Origin of the sequence: Bradyrhizobium sp. JR4.3, from assembly GCF_040547695.1 — a bacterium.
In the GTDB taxonomy this organism is placed as follows: Bacteria; Pseudomonadota; Alphaproteobacteria; order Rhizobiales; family Xanthobacteraceae; genus Bradyrhizobium; species Bradyrhizobium canariense.
The window spans coordinates 1-18,187 of the sequence record NZ_JBEPQF010000007.1; the positions used below are offsets into that span (position 1 = coordinate 1).

The following is an 18,187-nucleotide window of genomic DNA, read 5'->3' on the forward strand; positions in this document are numbered from 1 at the left end:
CGCGGTTTCCTCCCTTGGAGGCTTTCGGACGCCGGCCGCCCGAATGTGCCGCGCCGTCAATCATGCGGCCGGCATCCGAAACCCTTCACACAAGCTGAACTGGTGCATCGAAAGCCAGGGCCCGCTTCGTGTCGAAAAGCGGACGTCGGGTGGTTGAGTCTGCGGGTATGATTAGGGACAGGATTTGAACCTGCGACCTCAAGATCATGAGCCTAACGAGAGCGCGGTCGACCCAGCCCCGGTCAAACGCTACATGCCGAGCTAGCACCACGCCACGCAAGCCGGCCAGCGCCACATCCGGCGCCGGCCGTCTCGCGCCCGCTACTGCGTCCGGTCCGAGGTCCAGCCCTTGTACTCGCCGACATTGTCGCGCGTCACCAGTTTCGACGGCAGCAGCTCGACCGTGGACGCCGGCTTCTGGCCGTTGAGAATGTTGACGCCGACCTGCACGGCGCGGCGGGCCATGAAGAACGGGTCCTGCGAGGCGGAGGCCTGGATCTGCGCCGCCTGCGGATCCTTGAGGGCTGCTTCGATGTCGGGTGCGCCGTCGACCGCGGTGATGATGATGCCGGTGCGCTGCTGCTGGCGCGCGGCAAGGTCGGTGCCGATCGCCTGCGGATCGTTGATGGCGAAGATGGCGTCGATCTTGGCGAAGCGGGTCAGATAGCCCTGCGCCACCGTGAGGCCGCCTTCGCGCGAGCCCTTGCCGTCCTGGTCGTTGGACAGGACCTTGATGCCGGGGTTCTTGCCGAGCACGTTCTTGCAGCCGACGACGCGGTCGATCACCGCGGAGACCTGCGGGCCGTTCTCGATGATGACGTCGCCTTTGCCTCCCAGCTTGTCGACGATGTACTGGCAGGAGATCTCGCCGGCCTGGACGTTGTTGGTGGTCACCGTGGCGTCGGCGCCTTCGGCCGCGGTGTCGACGGCAACCACGACGATGCCGGCGGCCTGCGCCTTCTTGATCGCCGGTCCGACCGCCTTGGGATCGCCGGGGTTGAGCAGGATCAGGTCGACGCCGGCGGCGATGAAATTGTCGATCTGGGTGACCTGCTTGCCGAGATCATATTCGAAGCCGACGGTGGTGATCTTGACGTTGGGGTTGGTCTTCTTGGCCTCGAACTCGGCGCCCTTCGACAACGCGACAAAGAACGGATTGCCGAGCGAGCCCAGCGAAACGCCGATCGACTTGAGCTCCTTCGCAAAGGACGGCGCGGAGCTCAGGACGAGCGCCATCGCGGCGCCGGCAAACGAGATCGACTTCAACATTGGCTTCCTCCCTGGTCCGTTTGAAGCTCCGGCACGGCGACCAGTTGCCGTGACGAAATGAACATGACGGCGCAGCGCCCGCTGCATTTTTTCCGCGCTCACGTGCGGGCCGAGCCCTGCAGCCGATAGCGGTCCAGCGCCACCGCGCCGATGATCACCAGGCCCTTGATCACATATTGCCAGACGTCGGACACGCCGATCAGGATCAGGCCGTTCGACAACACCGCAATGATCAGCGCGCCGACCAGCGTTCCCCAGATCGAACCGATGCCGCCGACGAAGGAGGTGCCGCCCAGGATCACGGCGGTGATGGCGTCGAGCTCGTAGGACTGGCCGAGCTGCAGGCCATTGGCGGCGTAGAGCCGCGCCGCCTGCATCGCGCCGCCGAGGCCCGCGAGCAGGCCGGACACGCCATAGACGAAGATCAGCACGGCCCAGACCTTGATGCCGGCGAGCCGCGCCGCGCTCTCGTTGCCGCCGACCGCGTAGATGTGGACCCCGAGCACGGTGCGCTTGAGCACCAGCCACGACACCAGGATGACCAGCAACGCGATCACCCAGAGCCAGGGAATCGACAACACGCCGGGAATGAGGGTCAAGGCACCGTTGCCGATGAAGGCGTAGGGGATCGACGGATTGAACACCGTGGTGTCGGCGCCGAGCAGCCGCGCCGCGCCGCGCACGGCGGTCAACGACCCCAGCGTGACGATGAAGGGCGGCAGGCGCAACAGCGCGATCAAGCCGCCATTGAGAATGCCGAAGACGGCGCCGGTGAGCACCGCGGCCGGCAACCACAGCACCCCGAGATCGGGGAATTTGGAGATGATCAGCCCCGCCATCGCCGACGCCGCCAGGATGGAGCCGACCGACAGGTCGATGCCGCCGGTGAGGATGACGAAGGTCATGCCTGCGGCCAGTACCGTATTGACCGCGGACTGCTGCACCACGATGCCGATGTTCTGGCCGGTGAAGAAGCGGCCGTCCGACAGCACGTGAAAACCGATGCACAGCAGCAGCAGCACCGGCAGCATGCCGACCGCGCGAATGATCATCCGCGTCCGCTGCCGCTTCGTCTCCTGCGCGGCGGCAAGACCGGGCGCGACGGGGACGGCTTTGGCGGGGGCGGTGCTGGAGGAAGCGCCGTTCTCAGGCATCGAGCTGCTCCGTTCCGGTGGCGAGGGCCATGATGTCCTCCTGGCTGAGCGGCGATGTCGCGTTGCGCCGGATCTGCCCGGCGATATGTCCCGCACGCATCACGATAACGCGGTCGCAGATGCCGATGATCTCGGGCAGGTCGGACGAGATGACGAGAACCGCGGTGCCCGACTTCGCGAGATTGTCGATGATCGAATAGATCTCGGACTTGGCGCCGACGTCGACGCCGCGCGTCGGCTCGTCGAGGATCAGGATCTTCGGGCCGATCGCGAGCAGCCGCGACAGCAGCACTTTCTGCTGGTTGCCGCCGGAGAGCCCGCCGGCGGGAACACCGACATTGGCAGCACGGATGCCGAGCCCCGCAAACGCGCGTTTGGCGCGGTCGCGGGCCTTGTCGCGATCGAGGATGCCGCCGAATTTCGCATCCCGGCCGAGCACCGCAAGATTGATGTTGTCGAGACAGGACATGTCGAGGAACAGGCCGAGCGCCTTCCTGTCCTCGGTGAGATAGGCAATGCCGGCATCCAGCGCCTCACCGGGCGTGCGGATCGAGACCGTGCGCCCCTCGATCTCGACATGACCGGAGACCATCGGCGCGGCGCCGATGATGAGGTGCGCAAGCTCGGTGCGGCCGGCGCCGACCAGGCCGGCAAGGCCGACGACCTCGCCCGCATGCACCGTCAGCGAACATCCCTTGACGCGCCTGCCGTCGGCGATGTCGACGGCCGCGAGCACGGGAGCTCCCGACCGCGCATCATTCCTGGGATCATGCTCCTTCTTGTAGAAGGAGGAGACGTCGCGACCCACCATCATCCGGACGATGGTGTCGGCGCGGATGTCGCCTTTGTCGAGCGAACCGACCAGCGTGCCGTCACGCAGCACCGTGACGCGGTCGCCGAGCGCATAGACCTCGTCCATGCGATGCGAGATGTAGATGATGGCGAGACCTTCGGCGCGCAGCTGGCGGATCAGCGCGAACAGCCTTTCGCTCTCGCCGGCCGACAGCGCGGTGGTCGGCTCGTCCATGATCAGGATCCTGGAGCGGGCGTGCAGCGCGCGCGCGATCTCGACCAGTTGGCGCTGGCCCATCGAGAGATTGGCGACCTGCGTCTGCGGCGTGAAATCCGCGCCGAGCCGCGCCAGGATCGGACCGACGCCGGCCTGCATCGCCTCGCGCGCCAGCAAGCCGCCGCGGGAGACCTCGCGACCGAGATAGATGTTCTCCGCAACGCTCAGATTGGGGGCGAGCGAGAGTTCCTGATAGATGATCGCGATGCCGGCCGCGCGGCCGCCGAGCGGACCGCTGATCTGCACGGGCTGGCCGTCGATGCGGATTTCGCTGCCCGGGTCCGGCCGGTAGGCACCCGACAGGATCTTCATCAGGGTGGATTTGCCGGCGCCGTTCTCGCCCATCAAAGCGTGGATCTCGCCCGCGTAGACGGTGAGGTCGACGTCGCGCAGCGCCTTGATGCTGAAAAACGATTTAGAGACCCGGCGCATCTCGAGGATGGGCTCGCTCATCACACCTCCCCGATGCGCCGACGGCGGCATCGCAATCTCACCCGCGTCTCGTTGGTCCCTGGCGCGGGTGCAAGCATTAAACAAAAGGTTGTGGCGCAGGGCAATACCTCACGCATGCCGACGAACGGTCCGGCGCTGCTTTTATCTTTTGCAGACGGAACCGATCCCACGCGTGATGCCTTTTCTTCGCCACATCATCGCGTATCGCGATCAGCGCCGCGGCCGGTACAGGCGGCGCCATTGCGGAAGCCGCTCGGCATAGGCCTGCGCAAGCGCGGGCTCAGGCTCGAAGGTCTCGACGCGCCGTGGTGCAGTGCAGACGGCATCAATCGCCTCCCCGGTGACGGCGAGGCGGCCAAGCCGCGCCGCACCAAACGCCGCGCCCGTCTCGCCGTCGGCAAAGCGATGCATGGGGATGTTCAGGACATTGGCCAGCACCGAAAGCCAGAACCGCGACCGCGAGCCGCCGCCGATGACATCCGCCTCCGCGATCGCCAATCCGGTCTCGGCAAGGACGTCCCGGCAATCCGCCAGCGCGAAGGCGACGCCTTCGAGCACGGCTTGCACGATCGCATCACGATCGGTGGCGTGACTGAGCCCGTCGAGCATGCCGCGCACATCCGGATCATCGTGCGGGGTGCGTTCGCCGGAGAGGTACGGCAGGAAGCTGACCTGCGACGGCGCCCGCGGGCGGCACCCGAGCGGCGCCAGCAGGTCGGCCTCGGAGGTCCCGAACAGCCGCGCGATCCAGGCCAGGCACGAGGCCGCCGAGAGGATCGCGCCGGCTTGTATCCACCTGTCGGGGACGGCGTGACAGAACGTGTGCACGACGCGCTCCGGGTTGGCCGCGATCGTCTCGGCCGGCACCAGCAATGCGCCGGAGGTTCCGAGCGAAATGAAGGCTGCGCCGGGATTGATGGCGCCGATGCCGACGGCTCCCGCCGGATTGTCGCCGGCCCCGCCGGCGAGCATCGGCCGCCCGGTCATGCCCCAGCGCTGCGCCATCTCGCTGCGCAGCCGTGCCGCCGGCGCGCAGCCCTCGACCAGACGCGGCATCTGCCGGCGCGACAGCGCGGTCGCGGCAAGCCCCACATCCGACCAATCGCGGCTGCCAACGTCGAGCCACAGCGAACCCGAGGCGTCCGAGACATCCTCAATCGCCTCGCCCGTCAGCACCAGGCGCAGATAGGCCTTGGGTTGCAGCACGAGTGTTGTCGCCGCGAAGATCTCAGGTTCGTGCCTGGCGACCCATAACAGTTTGGGCGCCGTGAATCCCGGCATCGCCTTGTTGCCTGTCGTCATCCGCAAGGCGGGCCAGCGCCGCTCCAGCTCGGCGCATTCCGCAACGGACCGTCCGTCATTCCAGAGAATGCAGGGCCGCAACGGCATGTGACCGGCGTCGAGCAGCGTCGCGCCGTGCATCTGGCCGGACAGGCCGATGCCCTCGACCGCGGCCAGTTCGCGCGCGTGATCTGCCTTCAGCGCGTCCAGCGTCGCAAACGTCGCTTCGATCCACTTCGCCGGGTCCTGCTCGCAATGGCCGGAACGCGGCGAAGAGACCGTCAGCGACCGGCTGCGGCTCGCCACCACGCGCTGCGCGTCGTCGACCAGAACGGTTTTGACGGCAGAGGTGCCGAGGTCGATGCCGAGATACATGATGTCACTTGCCTTGTGCATCCATGACATTGCGGCCATGGCGTTCCCGATGTTGGCACGCACCCGTCAATCATGTAACCCCACCCGAAACCTTCTCGGGACGCAACGCCCATGACCACTGCCGCCACCAACGACGCGGGAGCTACCCGCGCGCTGATCCTCGCGTTGCTCGCGCTCGCCTGCGGTCACATGCTTTCGACCTTGCTGCGCACCATTCCGGCGGTCAGCCTCGATTTGATGGCGGCGGATTTCGGCATCGAACCGCAGGCGCTGGCGAGCCTCACCTCGGTCTATCCGTTCGCGTTTGCGGCCGCGCAGATCCCGGTCGGTGCGGCGATGGACCGCTTTGGCGTGCGGCCGGTGTCGCTGAGCCTGCTTGCGGGAACCGTGGTCGGCGCCATCGCGTCGGGATTCGCGACGGGCCCCGAAAGCTTCGCGGTCGGTCAGGTGCTGCTGGGCGTCGCCACCTCCGGCATGCTGATGTGCCCGATGACATTGGCGGCCAAGCAATTGTCGGCCGCCCGCTTCGGGCTTTGGTCGGGCGCGATCCTCTCGATCGGCAATATCGGCATGCTGTTGTCGTCGAGCCCGCTCGCCTTCGTGGTCGACACCTACGGCTGGCGCGCCGGGTTCTGGATCTCGGCGCTCGGCGGCGTCGCCGTGGCGCTCGCGGTGTTCCTGCTGGTGCCGAACCAGCCGGCCGAGCACAAGGACGAATCCTCGCCGCTGTCGCAGATGATCGAGGTGCTCAGGCTCGGACTGTCGCGGCCCTTGCGCGGCCTGATCGCGCTGGCGCTGGTGTCGCTTGCGACCTCGCTGGTGCTGCGCGGCCTGTGGGGTGGGCCGTGGTTGATGCAGGTCAAGGGATTGTCGCGGGTCGAGGCCGGCAACCAGCTCGGCGCGTTCACGCTGGCGATGATCGCAGGTCCGCTTCTCGTCGGCATGATCGACCGCAGGATCGGCCGCCGCCGCGCGCTGGTGGCGGGAACGCACCTGGTCGGCGCATTGCTGCTGGCGCTGATGGCGTTAGGGGCGCCGCACTATGCCGTCTCGAAGCTGCTCGGCCTTCCCGTGATGCCGCCGCAATACGACCTCGTACTGTTCGTGCTCATTGGCTTGGCGACCTCGGCACAGCCTCTGCTGTTCGGCATGTCGCGGCAGCTGGTCGATGCGCAAGTGGCAGGCAAGGCGCTCGCGGCGATCAATCTCGCCTTCTTCCTCGGCGCGGCGCTGATGCAGTCGATCACCGGCGCGGTGGCCGCGTTCGCGGGACTGCCGGCGGTGCTGTTGTTCATGGCAGCCATGCTTCTGTTCGGTACGCTCATCTTTCTGGCCTATACGCGGACCGTCCAAAACCGGTAGGCTCGGAGTTCCTGGTCTTCATTCTGGAGGGACGAATGGACGTGCAGCGGATCGCCGCTTTTTCGCAAGGAGAGAACGGGGGCAACCCTGCCGGGGTCGTACTCTGCGACGCGCTGCCTCGGGCCGACCGGATGCTGCCGATCGCGGCGGAGGTCGGGTATTCGGAGACGGTCTTCGCCGCGCCAAACCAGGATGGCTGGCGGGTACGCTACTTCGCCCCCGAGATCGAGGTGCCGTTCTGCGGCCATGCAACGATCGCGCTCGGGGCCGCGCTTGCCCTTGCCCATGGCGAAGGCACCTTCGCGCTCCAGCTCAACGACACAGCGATCACAGTGACAGGCTGGCGGAAGCAGTCCGCACTGATGGCGGCGCTGCAATCGCCGCGCACGCGCAGCGCGCAGGCGCCCGACGCACTGGTCGCGGCCGCGCTCGGCCTGTTTTCGTACAGCGTTGCCGATCTCGACCCGCGCCTGCCTCCCGCGATCGCCGAGGCCGGCGCCCGGCATCTCGTCCTGGCCTTGGCGAGCCGGCAGAAGTTGGCCGCGATGCATTATGACCTGGAGCAAGGGCGGCAGCTGATGACTGCAGCCGGCCTCGTCACCATCAGCCTCGTCCATGCCGAGACCGACACGCTGTTCCACGCCCGCAATCCATTCGCAGCCGGCGGGGTCTACGAGGATGCCGCGACAGGCGCCGCGGCCGCGGCCCTCGCCGGATATCTGCGGGACCTTGGCTGGCCTCATGGCGGCACGATTGGTATCGTTCAGGGCGAGGACATGGGCGTGCCGTCGCGGCTGCGTGCCGAGATCAGCGCCGAAGCCGGCGCGAGCATCCGGGTCTCCGGGGCGGCCCGGCAGATGTAGCCGGCGAAGTCCCGACCGGAGGATGTCAATTCGCAGACATCCGGTGCGGAAGGCGTGCTGATGTCGTAGATGCAGATGCGGGAAATCGTTTTGATCAGGAAAAGCGTCATGTCCGGCTATCCTTTTGAGGACAGCTACGGCTATGCGCGTGCCGTCCGTGTCGGGGACCATGTCTTCGTCTCCGGAACGACGGCTCGTCCTCCAGCACTCGAAGGGGATGCGTACATACAGATGCTGGGCGCAATCGCGATAGTCGCCGAGGCGCTTGCAGATGCTGGAGCGGAGCTGCGGCACGTGGTGAGAACAGTCGTCTATGTTCTCGATATGGCGGACACACACCAAGTCGCCCGCGCGCATAGCGAAACATTCGGGGCGACGCGTCCGGCAAGCACGCTCGTTCAGGTAGCCGCTTTAACCCCCGCCCGGGCTCGTGTCGAAATAGAGGCGACGGCCATCGTGCACGACTGATCGGACGGGAATAGCGGTTGGTTCTGGGACCATGCGCGCACAGCAACGCGGCGCCACAGTTCATGCGTTGAGGCCGCCTTGCGAAACAAGCTGCCGCAGGGGATGCTGGCAGGCACCGTGCATCAAAGGGACATCTCATGCCTGTCGACACCAAAGCCGCCACCGAACGCCTCATGCGCTTTCTCGCCGTCGAGGGCGTCACCGGACAGGAGGCGGCGATCGGGCATGAGCTCACGGCCGCGCTGAAGGAGAGCGGCGTGCCGGCGAAGGCGATCCGGCTCGACGACGCCAATACGCGCATTCCGGTGCCGACCGAGACCGGCAACCTCATCGTCGACCTGCCCGGCCGCGGCGCGCTGCACAACCAGCCGCGCGTCATGTTCATGACCCACATGGACACCGTGCCGCTGTGCGCCGGCGCCAAGCCGAAGAAGTCGGGTCGCAAGATCGTCAACGAGGCCAAGACCGCACTCGGCGGCGACAATCGCTGCGGCTGCGGCGTGCTGGTGACGCTGGCGGCCGAGCTCGAGAAGCAGCAGCTCGATCATCCGCCGATCACGTTGCTGTTCTGCGTGCGCGAGGAGAGCGGGCTCTACGGCGCGCGCCACGTCAAGCTCGACGAACTCGGCTCGCCGGTGATGGCGTTCAACTATGACGGCGGCTCGGCCTCCAACGTCGTCATCGGCGCAGTCGGCGCCGACCGCTGGACCGTCGAAATCTTCGGCCGCGCCTCGCATGCCGGCGTCGCGCCGGAGCGCGGCATTTCATCGACCATGATCATGGCCCTCGCGCTCGCCGACGTGAAGGCCGGCGGCTGGTTCGGCAAGGTGGTCAAGCGCAAGCAGCAAGGCACCAGCAATGTCGGCCCCGTCACCGGCGGCGAGGGGCGGCCTGCGGGCGACGCCACCAACGTCGTCACCGACTACGTGCATGTGCGCGGCGAAAGCCGCAGCCATGACGGAAAGTTCTTCAAGGAGATCACGAAAGCCTACAAGGCCGCGTTCGAGAAGGCGGCCAAGAAAGTCACCAACGCGCAAGGCAAGTCCGGCAAGGTCAAGTTCAAGGCCGAGACCGATTATTTCCCGTTCCGCATGAAGGACAATTTGCCCGTCGTCAAACGCGCTGTCGAGGCCGTGTCCGCCGTCGGCGGTACCCCGAACGTGCGCACCGCCAATGGCGGCCTCGATGCCAACTGGATGGTCCGCCACGGCGTTCCGACCGTGACCTTCGGCGCCGGCCAGAACGAGGCGCACACGATCGACGAGTGGATCAATCTCGACGAATATGACCGCGCCTGCGCGCTGGCCGTGCAGCTCGCAACGATGCGGTGAGCACGTAGCCTGTAGGATGGGTAGAGCGCAGCGAAACCCATCGCTACTTGCGAAGATGACGATGATGGGTTTCGCTGCGCTCTACCCATCCTACAAGAAAAAAATAAGGGAGGCCGCATGCCGCGCATTTCGACCATCGAGACCGGATTCTACCGGATCCCCCTCCCCGTCATGCTCTCCGACTCGACCCACGGCGACATCGCCGCGTTCGAGCTGATCACCTGCCGCATCCGCGATGCCGATGGCGCCGAGGGCGTCGGCTACACCTACACGGTCGGGCGCAATGGCGGCGCCGTCGCCGACATCCTCAAGCGCGAAATCCCGCCGCTGGTCGAGGGTCACGAAGCCGATGATACCGAAGCGATCTGGCATCAGGTCTGGTGGGCGCTGCATTATGGCGGGCGCGGCGGGCCGGCGGTGCTGGCACTCTCGGCGCTCGACATCGCGCTGTGGGATTTGAAAGCGCGGCGCGCGAAATTGCCGCTGTATCGATTGCTCGGCGGCTTCGATGCGCGCGTGCCCTGCTATGCCGGCGGCATCGACCTCGATCTCTCGGTCGAGGCCCTGCTCAGGCAGACCGACGGCAATCTCGCCAAGGGCTTTCGCGCCATCAAGATGAAGGCCGGCCGGCCCGATCTCAAATCGGATGTGGCGCGGGTCGCGGCGATGCGACAGCATCTCGGCGACGGCTTTCCGTTGATGGTGGATGCCAACATGAAATGGACGGTCGAGGAAGCGATCCGCGCCGCCCGCGCATTCCAACCCTACGACCTCACCTGGCTCGAGGAGCCGATCATTCCCGACGACGTCGCGGGCCACGCCCGCATCATGCAGGCCGGCGGCGTGCCGATCGCGGCGGGCGAGAATTTGCGTTCGCTGTGGGAGTTCAAGAACTACATCGTCGCAGGCGCGGTGTCCTATCCCGAGCCTGACGTCACCAATTGCGGTGGCGTCTCCGCCTTCATGAAGATCGCGCGGCTGGCGGAAGCGTTCAACCTGCCCGTCACCAGCCACGGCGCGCACGACATCACCGTGCACCTGCTCGCAGCCTGCCCGAACCGGTCGTATCTGGAGGCGCACGGTTTTGGGCTCGACAAATATATCGAGCATCCGCTGGTGCTTGAGGACGGGCTTGCGCTCGCGCCGGACCGGATCGGCCACGGCATCAGCTTCGATTGGGACGGGCTGGCGAAGCTGTCGGCGTAGCGCGGAGCCACGACCGCGAGTGCGCCCCCTCTCCCGCTTGCGGGAGAGGATTGGGGAGAGGGTGTCTCCGCAGTGAGATCCCCAATGACGATCGAGCCCTCTCCCGGCCTCTCCCGCAAGCGGGAGAGGTGAAGTGGAGCGCAGTCGGTCTGCCCCGGCAATCACTAACGCGTTGCTGCACGCGAGGCATTCGCTGACGCTTGATGCAAGCTGCGGTTATTCGGCTATGGTGTCGATGCCGACACACAAGCCGAGAGATTCCCGCATTGACACCCGAGCTGCACCAGAAACTGACCGCGTGGCGCCGGCATTTGCATGCGCATCCCGAACTGTCCCTCCAGGAGAAAGCCACCGCCGCCTTCGTGCAGGACAAGCTCACCGAGCTCGGCATTCCCTTCGTGTCAGGCATCGGCGGCCACGGTATCGTCGCGACCCTCACGCGCGGCCACGCCCAGGGCCGCGTCGGCCTGCGCGCCGACATGGATGCGCTGCCGATCACCGAAGATACGGGGCTAGCTTACGCTTCGCAAAATCCCGGTGTGATGCATGCCTGCGGCCATGACGGACATACCGCTTCGCTGCTCGGCGCCGCCGCGCTGCTCGCCGCCGACACCAGCTGGAGCGGGACGGTCGATTTCATCTTCCAGCCGGCCGAGGAAGGTTATGGCGGCTCGCGCGCGATGGTCGCGGCCGGGCTGTTCGAGCGATTTCCGATGCAGCGGGCGTTCGGCTTTCACAACTGGCCGGGGCTTGCCGCCGGCACCATCGCGGTCCATGACGGCGTCGTCATGGCCTCCGGCGGGCGCATCACCATCACCATCGATGGCCATGCGGGACACGCCGGCATGCCGCATCTGACGCGCGATCCGGTGATGGCGGCCGGCCATTTGATCGTGGCGCTGCAATCGATCGTCTCGCGCAGCGTCGATCCGCTCGACACCGCCGTGCTCTCGCTCTGTACGCTCGAAGGCGGCACGGCACGCAACCAAATCGCCGGACGCGTCTCGATCGGCGGCACGCTGCGCTACCATCGCGATGCGGTGAAGGACACCGTCGTGGCGCGGATCGAACAGATCTGCGCCGGGATTGCCACGAGCTTCGGCGTCAAGGTCACGCCCGAGATCGTCATGGGCGTCGGCGTCGTGATCAACACGCCGGCCGAGGCGGATCTCGCGCGCCTCGCCGCGGACAAGGTGCGGGCCGAGCTCCGACGCGACCTCGCGCCCAGCATGGCCGGTGAGGATTTCGCCCACTATCTCTCGCGGCGCCCCGGCGCTTTCGTCTGGATCGGCAACGGCGAATTGCGCGACGGCGCCGAGCTGCACGGCCCGCGCTATGATTTCAACGACGCGATTTTGCCGGTGGCATCGAGCTGGATGGTGGAAGTCGCCAAGGCGGCGCTGGCCTCGAACTAGAGTGTGTATCCATGAATGACACTGCACTTGATGCCCGCCATGCTTCCGACGGGTCAAAGGCGGCGGTCTGCACCGGGCAACGACTTCTGCCCTACCCCGACTCCACACCTGCCGCTGCAATGCGCCAACCGACGGCGATGGGCGACTTCAGACTTCAGCGCTGCCTCCGGCCGCGCCAGCAGCCTCATTCTAGATCGTGAAGGTCCTTGCCGAGCGGCGCCGTCATCCGAAACTCCGAAAAAGCCACTTCCAGCCCGGCCCGCTCCGGCGTGCAAGCCATCGGTCCAACAAGATAGGAAGGTTTCTTGGCAAACGGCGCAAGCCTCATGAGAGGCCAAACCTTGCCATCGTTCGAAGCTTGCACACGAAGAACGCCATGAGCAACGGTTACCCGCAATCGGAAGTCACGTGCGTCGTGCTCATAGGGTGCTGTTGCCCAGTCCGACCGCCCATCCGTCAATACGCTCGAAAGCATGGCCCGTCCGTCCGCAAATTCGATTCCGGCCTTAAGCCAGCGATTAGCGTCTACGCGCACCATGATGCCGGCTTGATCGTAGAGCGCTTGGAAATTACCTCGCACCCGCAACTCGGCCGTGAAGGCATCCCCGGCCAGAAACCCGAGAAAATGTCCGTTGTCGCGGATAAAGCCGTAATGAGTCTCGCGCCAGAAGTCGGTGGCATTGTCAGTGACCACTTCAAGGCTGTTGCCCTTCTCGGTCCATTGTTTCGGCTCATTCAGCCAAATGCCGTCAGATCTGCCAAGTATCATTTTAACCTCGATGCAAACCATGTGATGGTCTCGACGAGCTTTCGGGTTTCGGCCCGACATCGCGATAGCGGCATCGAAAAACTGAACCTGAGCAAATCCAAATCCGTCATGCCTCGCTGAACGGGCCTCAACGAGGTGCGCCACTTACTTCGTCGACGGACCAATTTCGAAAGTCGGCGATCAGCCGCCGCGGCGGATCATCTTGAGGCCCGACCGTCTTGCCGTGCTTCAAGCGATAACGAACTCACCGGGTCTTGCGCATTCATCCGGCTAAGCCTGGCTGCGCGTAGTAAGCTCACCGCCCTGCGAACACGCGCCCGCTCACGAGATCTCGCGCGGCAGCTTCCAGCCGGGCTTCGGCTCGAACGTCTCCTCGACCTGCGCAACGTGATAGCCGGCGGGCAGAAGGCGGCCGCCCTCCTCGTCCGCGACCGGCACGTCGGTCACCAGCCCCTCGATCAAGGCGGCTTCCCACACTTCCTTCTCGGAGGGAAAGGGGTCGCCGATCTGCTTATTGCCTTCGAACAGCGCGTACATCGGTTCCGGTCCTGCGTTGATCAATCTCACGAGCAACGTATCGGCCGCACGGACGTTCCCATCCGGCAAATCGCAACGGATGGACACGTCAAACATGGCGCGCGTTCTGATCGGAACTTCCGGCTGGCATTACGCCTCCTGGCGAGGTCCGTTCTTTCCGGAGGGCGTGACGCTGAAGCAGCAGCTGAGCTATTACGCCGGACAGTTCGACACCACCGAGCTGAATGGCGTGTTCTACCGCACCCCGACGCCGGAGGCCGTCGAGGGTTGGCGGGCGCAGACCGGCCGCGATTTCGTCTTTGCCTGGAAGGCCTCGAAATTCATCACGCATTGGAAGCGCCTCTCGGATCGCTCGGTGAACAGCCTCGAGCTGCTCGAGGATCGCATCTCACGGCTCGGCGGCAAGGCCGGCCCGATCCTGTTCCAGCTGCCGCCGCAATTCGAAGCCGACGCGGACCGCCTCGCCGGCTTCTTCAAGCTGTTGTCGCGGAAGCGGCGTTACAGTTTCGAATTCCGTCATCCGAGCTGGTATCAACCGCGCATCTTGCGGATGCTGGCCGACGAGAACATTTCGCTGTGCCTGTCCGACCATCACGACGCGCCGGCGCCGTGGAAGCGCACCGCGGATTTCGTCTATGTGCGCGGACACGGACCAAGCGGTCGCTATCACGGGCACTATACGAAACCCACGCTGGCGCAATGGGCGCGGCGCATCACGTCCTGGAAGCGGCAGGGCTGCGACGTCTACGTCTATTTCGACAACGACCAGAAGAGCGCGGCGCCGGCCGATGCACAGGCGTTGAAGCAATTGCTCAACGTGCGGCAAAGCGCGGCGATCACGACGGCAAGCCGCCGTGCAGGCGCCGTTGTTCACCGCTAGACGATGCCGCCCTGCCGGAGCGCCGCGATCGCGGCCTTGTCGTAGCCGAGCTCGCTCAGGATAAGGTCGGTATGCTCGCCGAGCGTGGGCGGGCGCGTCGCGATTTCGCCGGACGTTTCCGACAGGCGGACGGCGGCGCGTGCCACCGGTGCGGGTTTCGGCAGGCCGGGATAGTCGACGTCCTGCATGAACCCGGCGGCGCGGACGTGCGGATGATCCAGCGCCTGCTGCGGGCTCAGCACGGGGCCGGTCGGAATCATGGCCTTGCCCAGGGTGTCGACGGCCTCCTGCGTGGTGCGCTCGGCGCACCAGCGCGCCATCCGCTCGCTGATGACAGGGCCGTTGTTGCCGCGGCTGATGTCGTCGGTAAAGCGCGGATCGTTCAGCCAGACCTCCTCCTCGCCCATTAGTTTCGCCCAGCGCTTGAACAACGGATGCCCCGTGACCTGGCACAGCACCCAGCCGTCTCTGGTGCGGTAGATGTCGGCGGGCGCCGCGGTCTGGCCGAGATTGCCTGTCGGCACCCGATTGACGTTGATGACGGCCTGCTCGATCAGCGTGGCATTGGTGAAGGACAAGGCGGTTGCGAGCAATGCGCCCTCGACGATCTGCCCGCGCCCGGATTTGCCGCGCTCGATCAGCGCGGCGAGCGTGCCGAACGCGCAATGCAGCGCGGTCCCGAAATCGACCCAGTTGACCGCGGCGCGATAGGGCGGATCGCCGGCGCCCGTCATGTACACCGAGCCCGACATGACCTGGCCTACGCCGTCGAAGCCGACGCGGTCGGACCATGGCCCCGGCCCGCCGAACGCGGTGGCCGTCGTCAGGATGATGTCCGGCTTGATCGCCTTGAGCGAATCGTAGTCGAGCTTCATCGCGCGCAAGGTCTGCGGAGGCAAATTGGCGACGACCACGTCCGCGGTCGCAACCAGCCGGCGCATCACCTCCTGCCCTTCCTGCTTCATCGGATCGAGCGTGAGGCACTTCTTGTTGCGGTTGACCTGAAGGAACAGCGCGCCTTCGCCATTTTCGCCGACCGGCGCCACGAAGCGATCCTCGCTGCCGTCGCGCTTTTCCACGCGAATGACCTCGGCGCCGAATTCGGCCAGCAAGGTCGCGCAATAGGGCCCCGCGATATAGCGCCCGAAATCGAGAACCCGGACGCCGTCCAGAACCCCTCCCATCGATCTCTTTCCTTTGTGCTGTTCGTCAGCTTACAGGGATTGGCATTTGCGGCAAGGTGGCAACAGACGCCATGCCCCGCCCTCGAGATGTGATCGGCGAATCATTTCGACTGGCGGAAATTGTGCTCTAGTATGGACCTGCCCCTCCCGCATCAGAGCCCCGTCCATGCCGCAACAATTCGATCGATCCAAAGAAGATCTCGGCAACGCGATCCATTTCGAGCACGTCAACATCCAGGTCCCGGACCAGCGCCTCGCCACGCTGTTCTATGTCGCAGGCCTCGGGCTCACCCGTGATCCCTACCTCATGGTGTCCGACACCAACATGTGGATCAACGCCGGACGGAGCCAGTTTCATTTGCCGAGCGGCCGGCCGCAGGTGCTGCGCGGTCATGTCGGGCTGGTCATCGCGGGCCGCGAGGCGCTGCTGGCGCGACTGGCGTCAGTCGCGAAGAAGCTCGAGGGCACGGCGTTCGCCTTCGCCGAGCGTAACGACCATGTCGAAGCGATTTGTCCGTGGGGCAACCGGCTACGCTGTTACGAGCCCGACGCCGCGCGCTTCGGTCGCGTCGCGCTCGGCATTCCCTATGTCGAGTTCGACGTGCCGGTGGGATCTGCCGCGCGCATCTGCACCTTCTACCCCGAGATCATGGGCATGCCATCCGAGTTGCGGAACGGCGACGGCACGGTTGCCGCCGTGAAGACCGGCCGCGACCAGCATTTGTTGTTTCGCGAGACCGATCGGCCGCAAGGCGACTATGACGGCCACCATGTGCAGATGTACATCACCGATTTCTCCGGCCCCTATCGCAAGCTGCTGGCCCGCGATCTGATCTCGCGCGAGGACAATCAGTACCAGTACCGCTTCTGCGACATCGTCGATCTCGACAGCGGCAAGCCGCTGTTCACGGTCGAGCACGAGGTGCGCAGCGCCACCCACCCGATGTTCATGCGGCCGATGGTCAATCGCAATCCGGCGCTGAACAATCGGAACTATGCATCCGGCCACGATCAGGCGCTTTGGGCGATGGGGCCGGATCAATACGAGGGATAGGTGATAACCAAGTCCCGCGCCTAGCCGCAGCAACGTCGGAATGACCGAAGGCGCGGCCGGGCGGCTCCGCTGAGCGGAGCCGCCACATGTTGCGTGCGCTCCGGTGGGACGGGCATGCCCCACCTTTCGCATCAGACGGGTGAGCGTCCCGTCAGAAGTGGACCTCGGTGCGCATGCCAAGAACCACGGCATTGTCGGTCTTCACGCCCACCCCGTTATAGCCGCGCCCGCCGGGATTGATGACATACTGGGCGTCGAACTTGAGGTTCAGCCAGCCGGTCGCCTGCCATCCGTACCAGACTTCGAGCGGCACTTCGTTGCCGCCGGCGTTGGGACTGAGGGCAGCCGTGTTCACGTGGGTCGTGCCCACCGCGAAGCCGACTTCGTCCTGGGGACGCCAGGAGAACGTACCGGTATGCCTGAAGCCCAGGGCGATCTGGTAATCCTGGTACGACGTCCGGTGATCGGCAACGGTCGTATTGAGGAAGGTGTACCAACCTACCGCACCGGGACCGTCAACAGTCAATCGTTGCAGGATCGACTCGTAGACGCCGAAGCGGCCGCGTTGATCGCTGATATTTTGATCCGGCACACCACCGACGCCCGGGATGGTGCTGATAACACCCGGAAGGCCACCATCAATAGACGAGGCGCTGTCGTACCAGCCGCCAAGTCTCCAGGTCCCGGTCAAGGGCCCCTTCGGCGTCCAAACCAATTCCACCGGCACCATCACGCCACTGGCGCGATTCGAGGCGGGAATGCCGGGCAAGAAGTAGACGCCTGGGTCCGACGTCGTCAGGTAACCCGGATTGGCGTCGTAGACACCGACCGACACCGTGAATTCCGGCGCGATCTTGTAGTGCACGACACCGGCCCACTGGCTCACCGGCCAATTGTAGATGTAGCCGCCCTGGATGTTGCCGGGCTGGCCGCCGCAGAAGGTCAGGTTGATGAACTCGCACAGGCCGAAGAAGAAGTCCGAGCCGACCGGAAGACGGCCGCCTTTGAGTTCAAGCCGGTCATCGAAAAGCTTCTGCGAGTAGTAGAGCTGCGTCAGGCGCAGAATATTGCCGCGACCGAACACTTCGTTCGTCAGCTGCAGGGCGGGAATGTCCGCTTCGGTATTCAGATTCTTGCCGAAGCGGTCGACCAGCGTGAGACCGACGGTGCCGCCGGGGATGCCGGCGAGTTTCCCCATGTCCAGCTTCGCGCCAAACCACAACTGACCGGCGTTGGCCGCAGTGTTCCTGCTTCCGCCGGAGAGATTGCCGACGGATTCGTTACCGAGCGTCAGGCCGATATCGATGCCCTGCTCCTTCAGCCTGGTCCTGCCGAGATCGCCGAACAGATACGGTCTCGTCCAGAAATCGTCAGCCGCATAAGGAACAGGTGCAGCTTTCGTCGAAAAATCGGCCGCATGTACTCCACCGCAAAACAGCGATGAGAAAGCAATCCCCACACCGCACACCCCTGCGGTGTTTATAAACCTGCGCAACATTTGTCTCGTCCTCCCGCCG

General features: G+C 65.4%; 16 protein-coding genes. 8 read left to right on the forward strand and 8 right to left on the reverse strand.

Features of this window, described 5'->3' with window-relative positions; translation table 11 throughout:
* Positions 1 to 321: 321 nt before the first annotated feature.
* The 4 genes from ABIB91_RS13380 to xylB form a co-directional block, all read right to left on the reverse strand.
* Positions 322 to 1,269, reverse strand: coding sequence for an ABC transporter substrate-binding protein (locus ABIB91_RS13380; protein WP_354161555.1), 948 nt, complete (start codon positions 1,267 to 1,269; stop codon positions 322 to 324).
* A 98-nt stretch (positions 1,270 to 1,367) separates the two neighbouring features.
* Entirely contained in the window at positions 1,368 to 2,423 is a 1,056-nt protein-coding gene (locus ABIB91_RS13385) for an ABC transporter permease subunit (RefSeq protein ID WP_354127295.1), read from the reverse strand.
* Entirely contained in the window at positions 2,416 to 3,945 is a 1,530-nt protein-coding gene (locus tag ABIB91_RS13390; RefSeq protein WP_354161558.1) for a sugar ABC transporter ATP-binding protein, read from the reverse strand. The genes ABIB91_RS13385 and ABIB91_RS13390 overlap by 8 nt, the downstream gene beginning before the upstream one ends.
* A gap of 210 nt (positions 3,946 to 4,155) precedes the next feature.
* On the reverse strand, positions 4,156 to 5,601 hold the full coding sequence (gene xylB / locus ABIB91_RS13395) for a xylulokinase (protein WP_354162128.1): 1,446 nt from the start codon (positions 5,599 to 5,601) through the stop codon (positions 4,156 to 4,158).
* Positions 5,602 to 5,712: 111 nt separating this feature from the next.
* Between xylB and ABIB91_RS13400 the strand changes: the two genes are divergently transcribed.
* The 6 genes from ABIB91_RS13400 (at position 5,713) to ABIB91_RS13425 (ending at position 12,246) form a co-directional block, all read left to right on the forward strand.
* The gene (locus tag ABIB91_RS13400; RefSeq protein ID WP_354161561.1) at positions 5,713 to 6,963 is read left to right on the forward strand and encodes an MFS transporter; all 1,251 of its coding nucleotides are present in this window, start codon (positions 5,713 to 5,715) and stop codon (positions 6,961 to 6,963) included.
* Between the two features lie 35 nt (positions 6,964 to 6,998).
* Positions 6,999 to 7,826: a PhzF family phenazine biosynthesis protein gene (locus tag ABIB91_RS13405; protein WP_354161564.1), complete on the forward strand. Its 828-nt coding sequence runs from the start codon at positions 6,999 to 7,001 to the stop codon at positions 7,824 to 7,826.
* 108 nt (positions 7,827 to 7,934) lie between these two features.
* Positions 7,935 to 8,294 carry a Rid family hydrolase gene (locus ABIB91_RS13410; protein WP_354236264.1) on the forward strand — a complete coding sequence of 120 codons (360 nt, stop codon included), beginning with the start codon at positions 7,935 to 7,937 and terminating at the stop codon, positions 8,292 to 8,294.
* Between the two features lie 137 nt (positions 8,295 to 8,431).
* On the forward strand, positions 8,432 to 9,625 hold the full coding sequence (locus ABIB91_RS13415) for a M20/M25/M40 family metallo-hydrolase (protein ID WP_354161570.1): 1,194 nt from the start codon (positions 8,432 to 8,434) through the stop codon (positions 9,623 to 9,625).
* A gap of 117 nt (positions 9,626 to 9,742) precedes the next feature.
* Positions 9,743 to 10,831 carry a mandelate racemase/muconate lactonizing enzyme family protein gene (locus ABIB91_RS13420; RefSeq protein WP_354161573.1) on the forward strand — a complete coding sequence of 363 codons (1,089 nt, stop codon included), beginning with the start codon at positions 9,743 to 9,745 and terminating at the stop codon, positions 10,829 to 10,831.
* A 266-nt stretch (positions 10,832 to 11,097) separates the two neighbouring features.
* Positions 11,098 to 12,246, forward strand: coding sequence for an amidohydrolase (locus ABIB91_RS13425; protein WP_354161575.1), 1,149 nt, complete (start codon positions 11,098 to 11,100; stop codon positions 12,244 to 12,246).
* Positions 12,247 to 12,430: 184 nt separating this feature from the next.
* Here ABIB91_RS13425 and ABIB91_RS13430 read toward each other — a convergent pair whose 3' ends face one another.
* A complete protein-coding gene (locus ABIB91_RS13430) occupies positions 12,431 to 13,015 on the reverse strand; it encodes a DUF1349 domain-containing protein (protein ID WP_354162131.1) in 585 nt (194 codons plus the stop codon).
* A gap of 321 nt (positions 13,016 to 13,336) precedes the next feature.
* On the reverse strand, positions 13,337 to 13,648 hold the full coding sequence (locus tag ABIB91_RS13435; RefSeq protein WP_354161578.1) for a hypothetical protein: 312 nt from the start codon (positions 13,646 to 13,648) through the stop codon (positions 13,337 to 13,339).
* On the opposite strand from ABIB91_RS13435, the gene ABIB91_RS13440 reads away from it, so the two are divergent.
* On the forward strand, positions 13,647 to 14,432 hold the full coding sequence (locus ABIB91_RS13440; protein ID WP_354161581.1) for a DUF72 domain-containing protein: 786 nt from the start codon (positions 13,647 to 13,649) through the stop codon (positions 14,430 to 14,432). The two genes, ABIB91_RS13435 and ABIB91_RS13440, sit on opposite strands and share 2 nt — an antisense overlap.
* On the opposite strand, the gene ABIB91_RS13445 is transcribed toward ABIB91_RS13440, so the two are convergent.
* The gene (locus ABIB91_RS13445; protein WP_354161584.1) at positions 14,429 to 15,616 is read right to left on the reverse strand and encodes a CaiB/BaiF CoA transferase family protein; all 1,188 of its coding nucleotides are present in this window, start codon (positions 15,614 to 15,616) and stop codon (positions 14,429 to 14,431) included. The two genes, ABIB91_RS13440 and ABIB91_RS13445, sit on opposite strands and share 4 nt — an antisense overlap.
* Positions 15,617 to 15,782: 166 nt before the next feature.
* Here ABIB91_RS13445 and ABIB91_RS13450 point away from each other — a divergent pair, with 166 nt between their 5' ends.
* Positions 15,783 to 16,670 (forward strand): VOC family protein, encoded by an 888-nt coding sequence (locus ABIB91_RS13450; protein WP_354161587.1) that lies wholly within the window; start codon positions 15,783 to 15,785, stop codon positions 16,668 to 16,670.
* Between the two features lie 151 nt (positions 16,671 to 16,821).
* On the opposite strand, the gene ABIB91_RS13455 is transcribed toward ABIB91_RS13450, so the two are convergent.
* Positions 16,822 to 18,168 carry a carbohydrate porin gene (locus ABIB91_RS13455; RefSeq protein ID WP_354161590.1) on the reverse strand — a complete coding sequence of 449 codons (1,347 nt, stop codon included), beginning with the start codon at positions 18,166 to 18,168 and terminating at the stop codon, positions 16,822 to 16,824.
* Positions 18,169 to 18,187 lie beyond the last annotated feature (19 nt).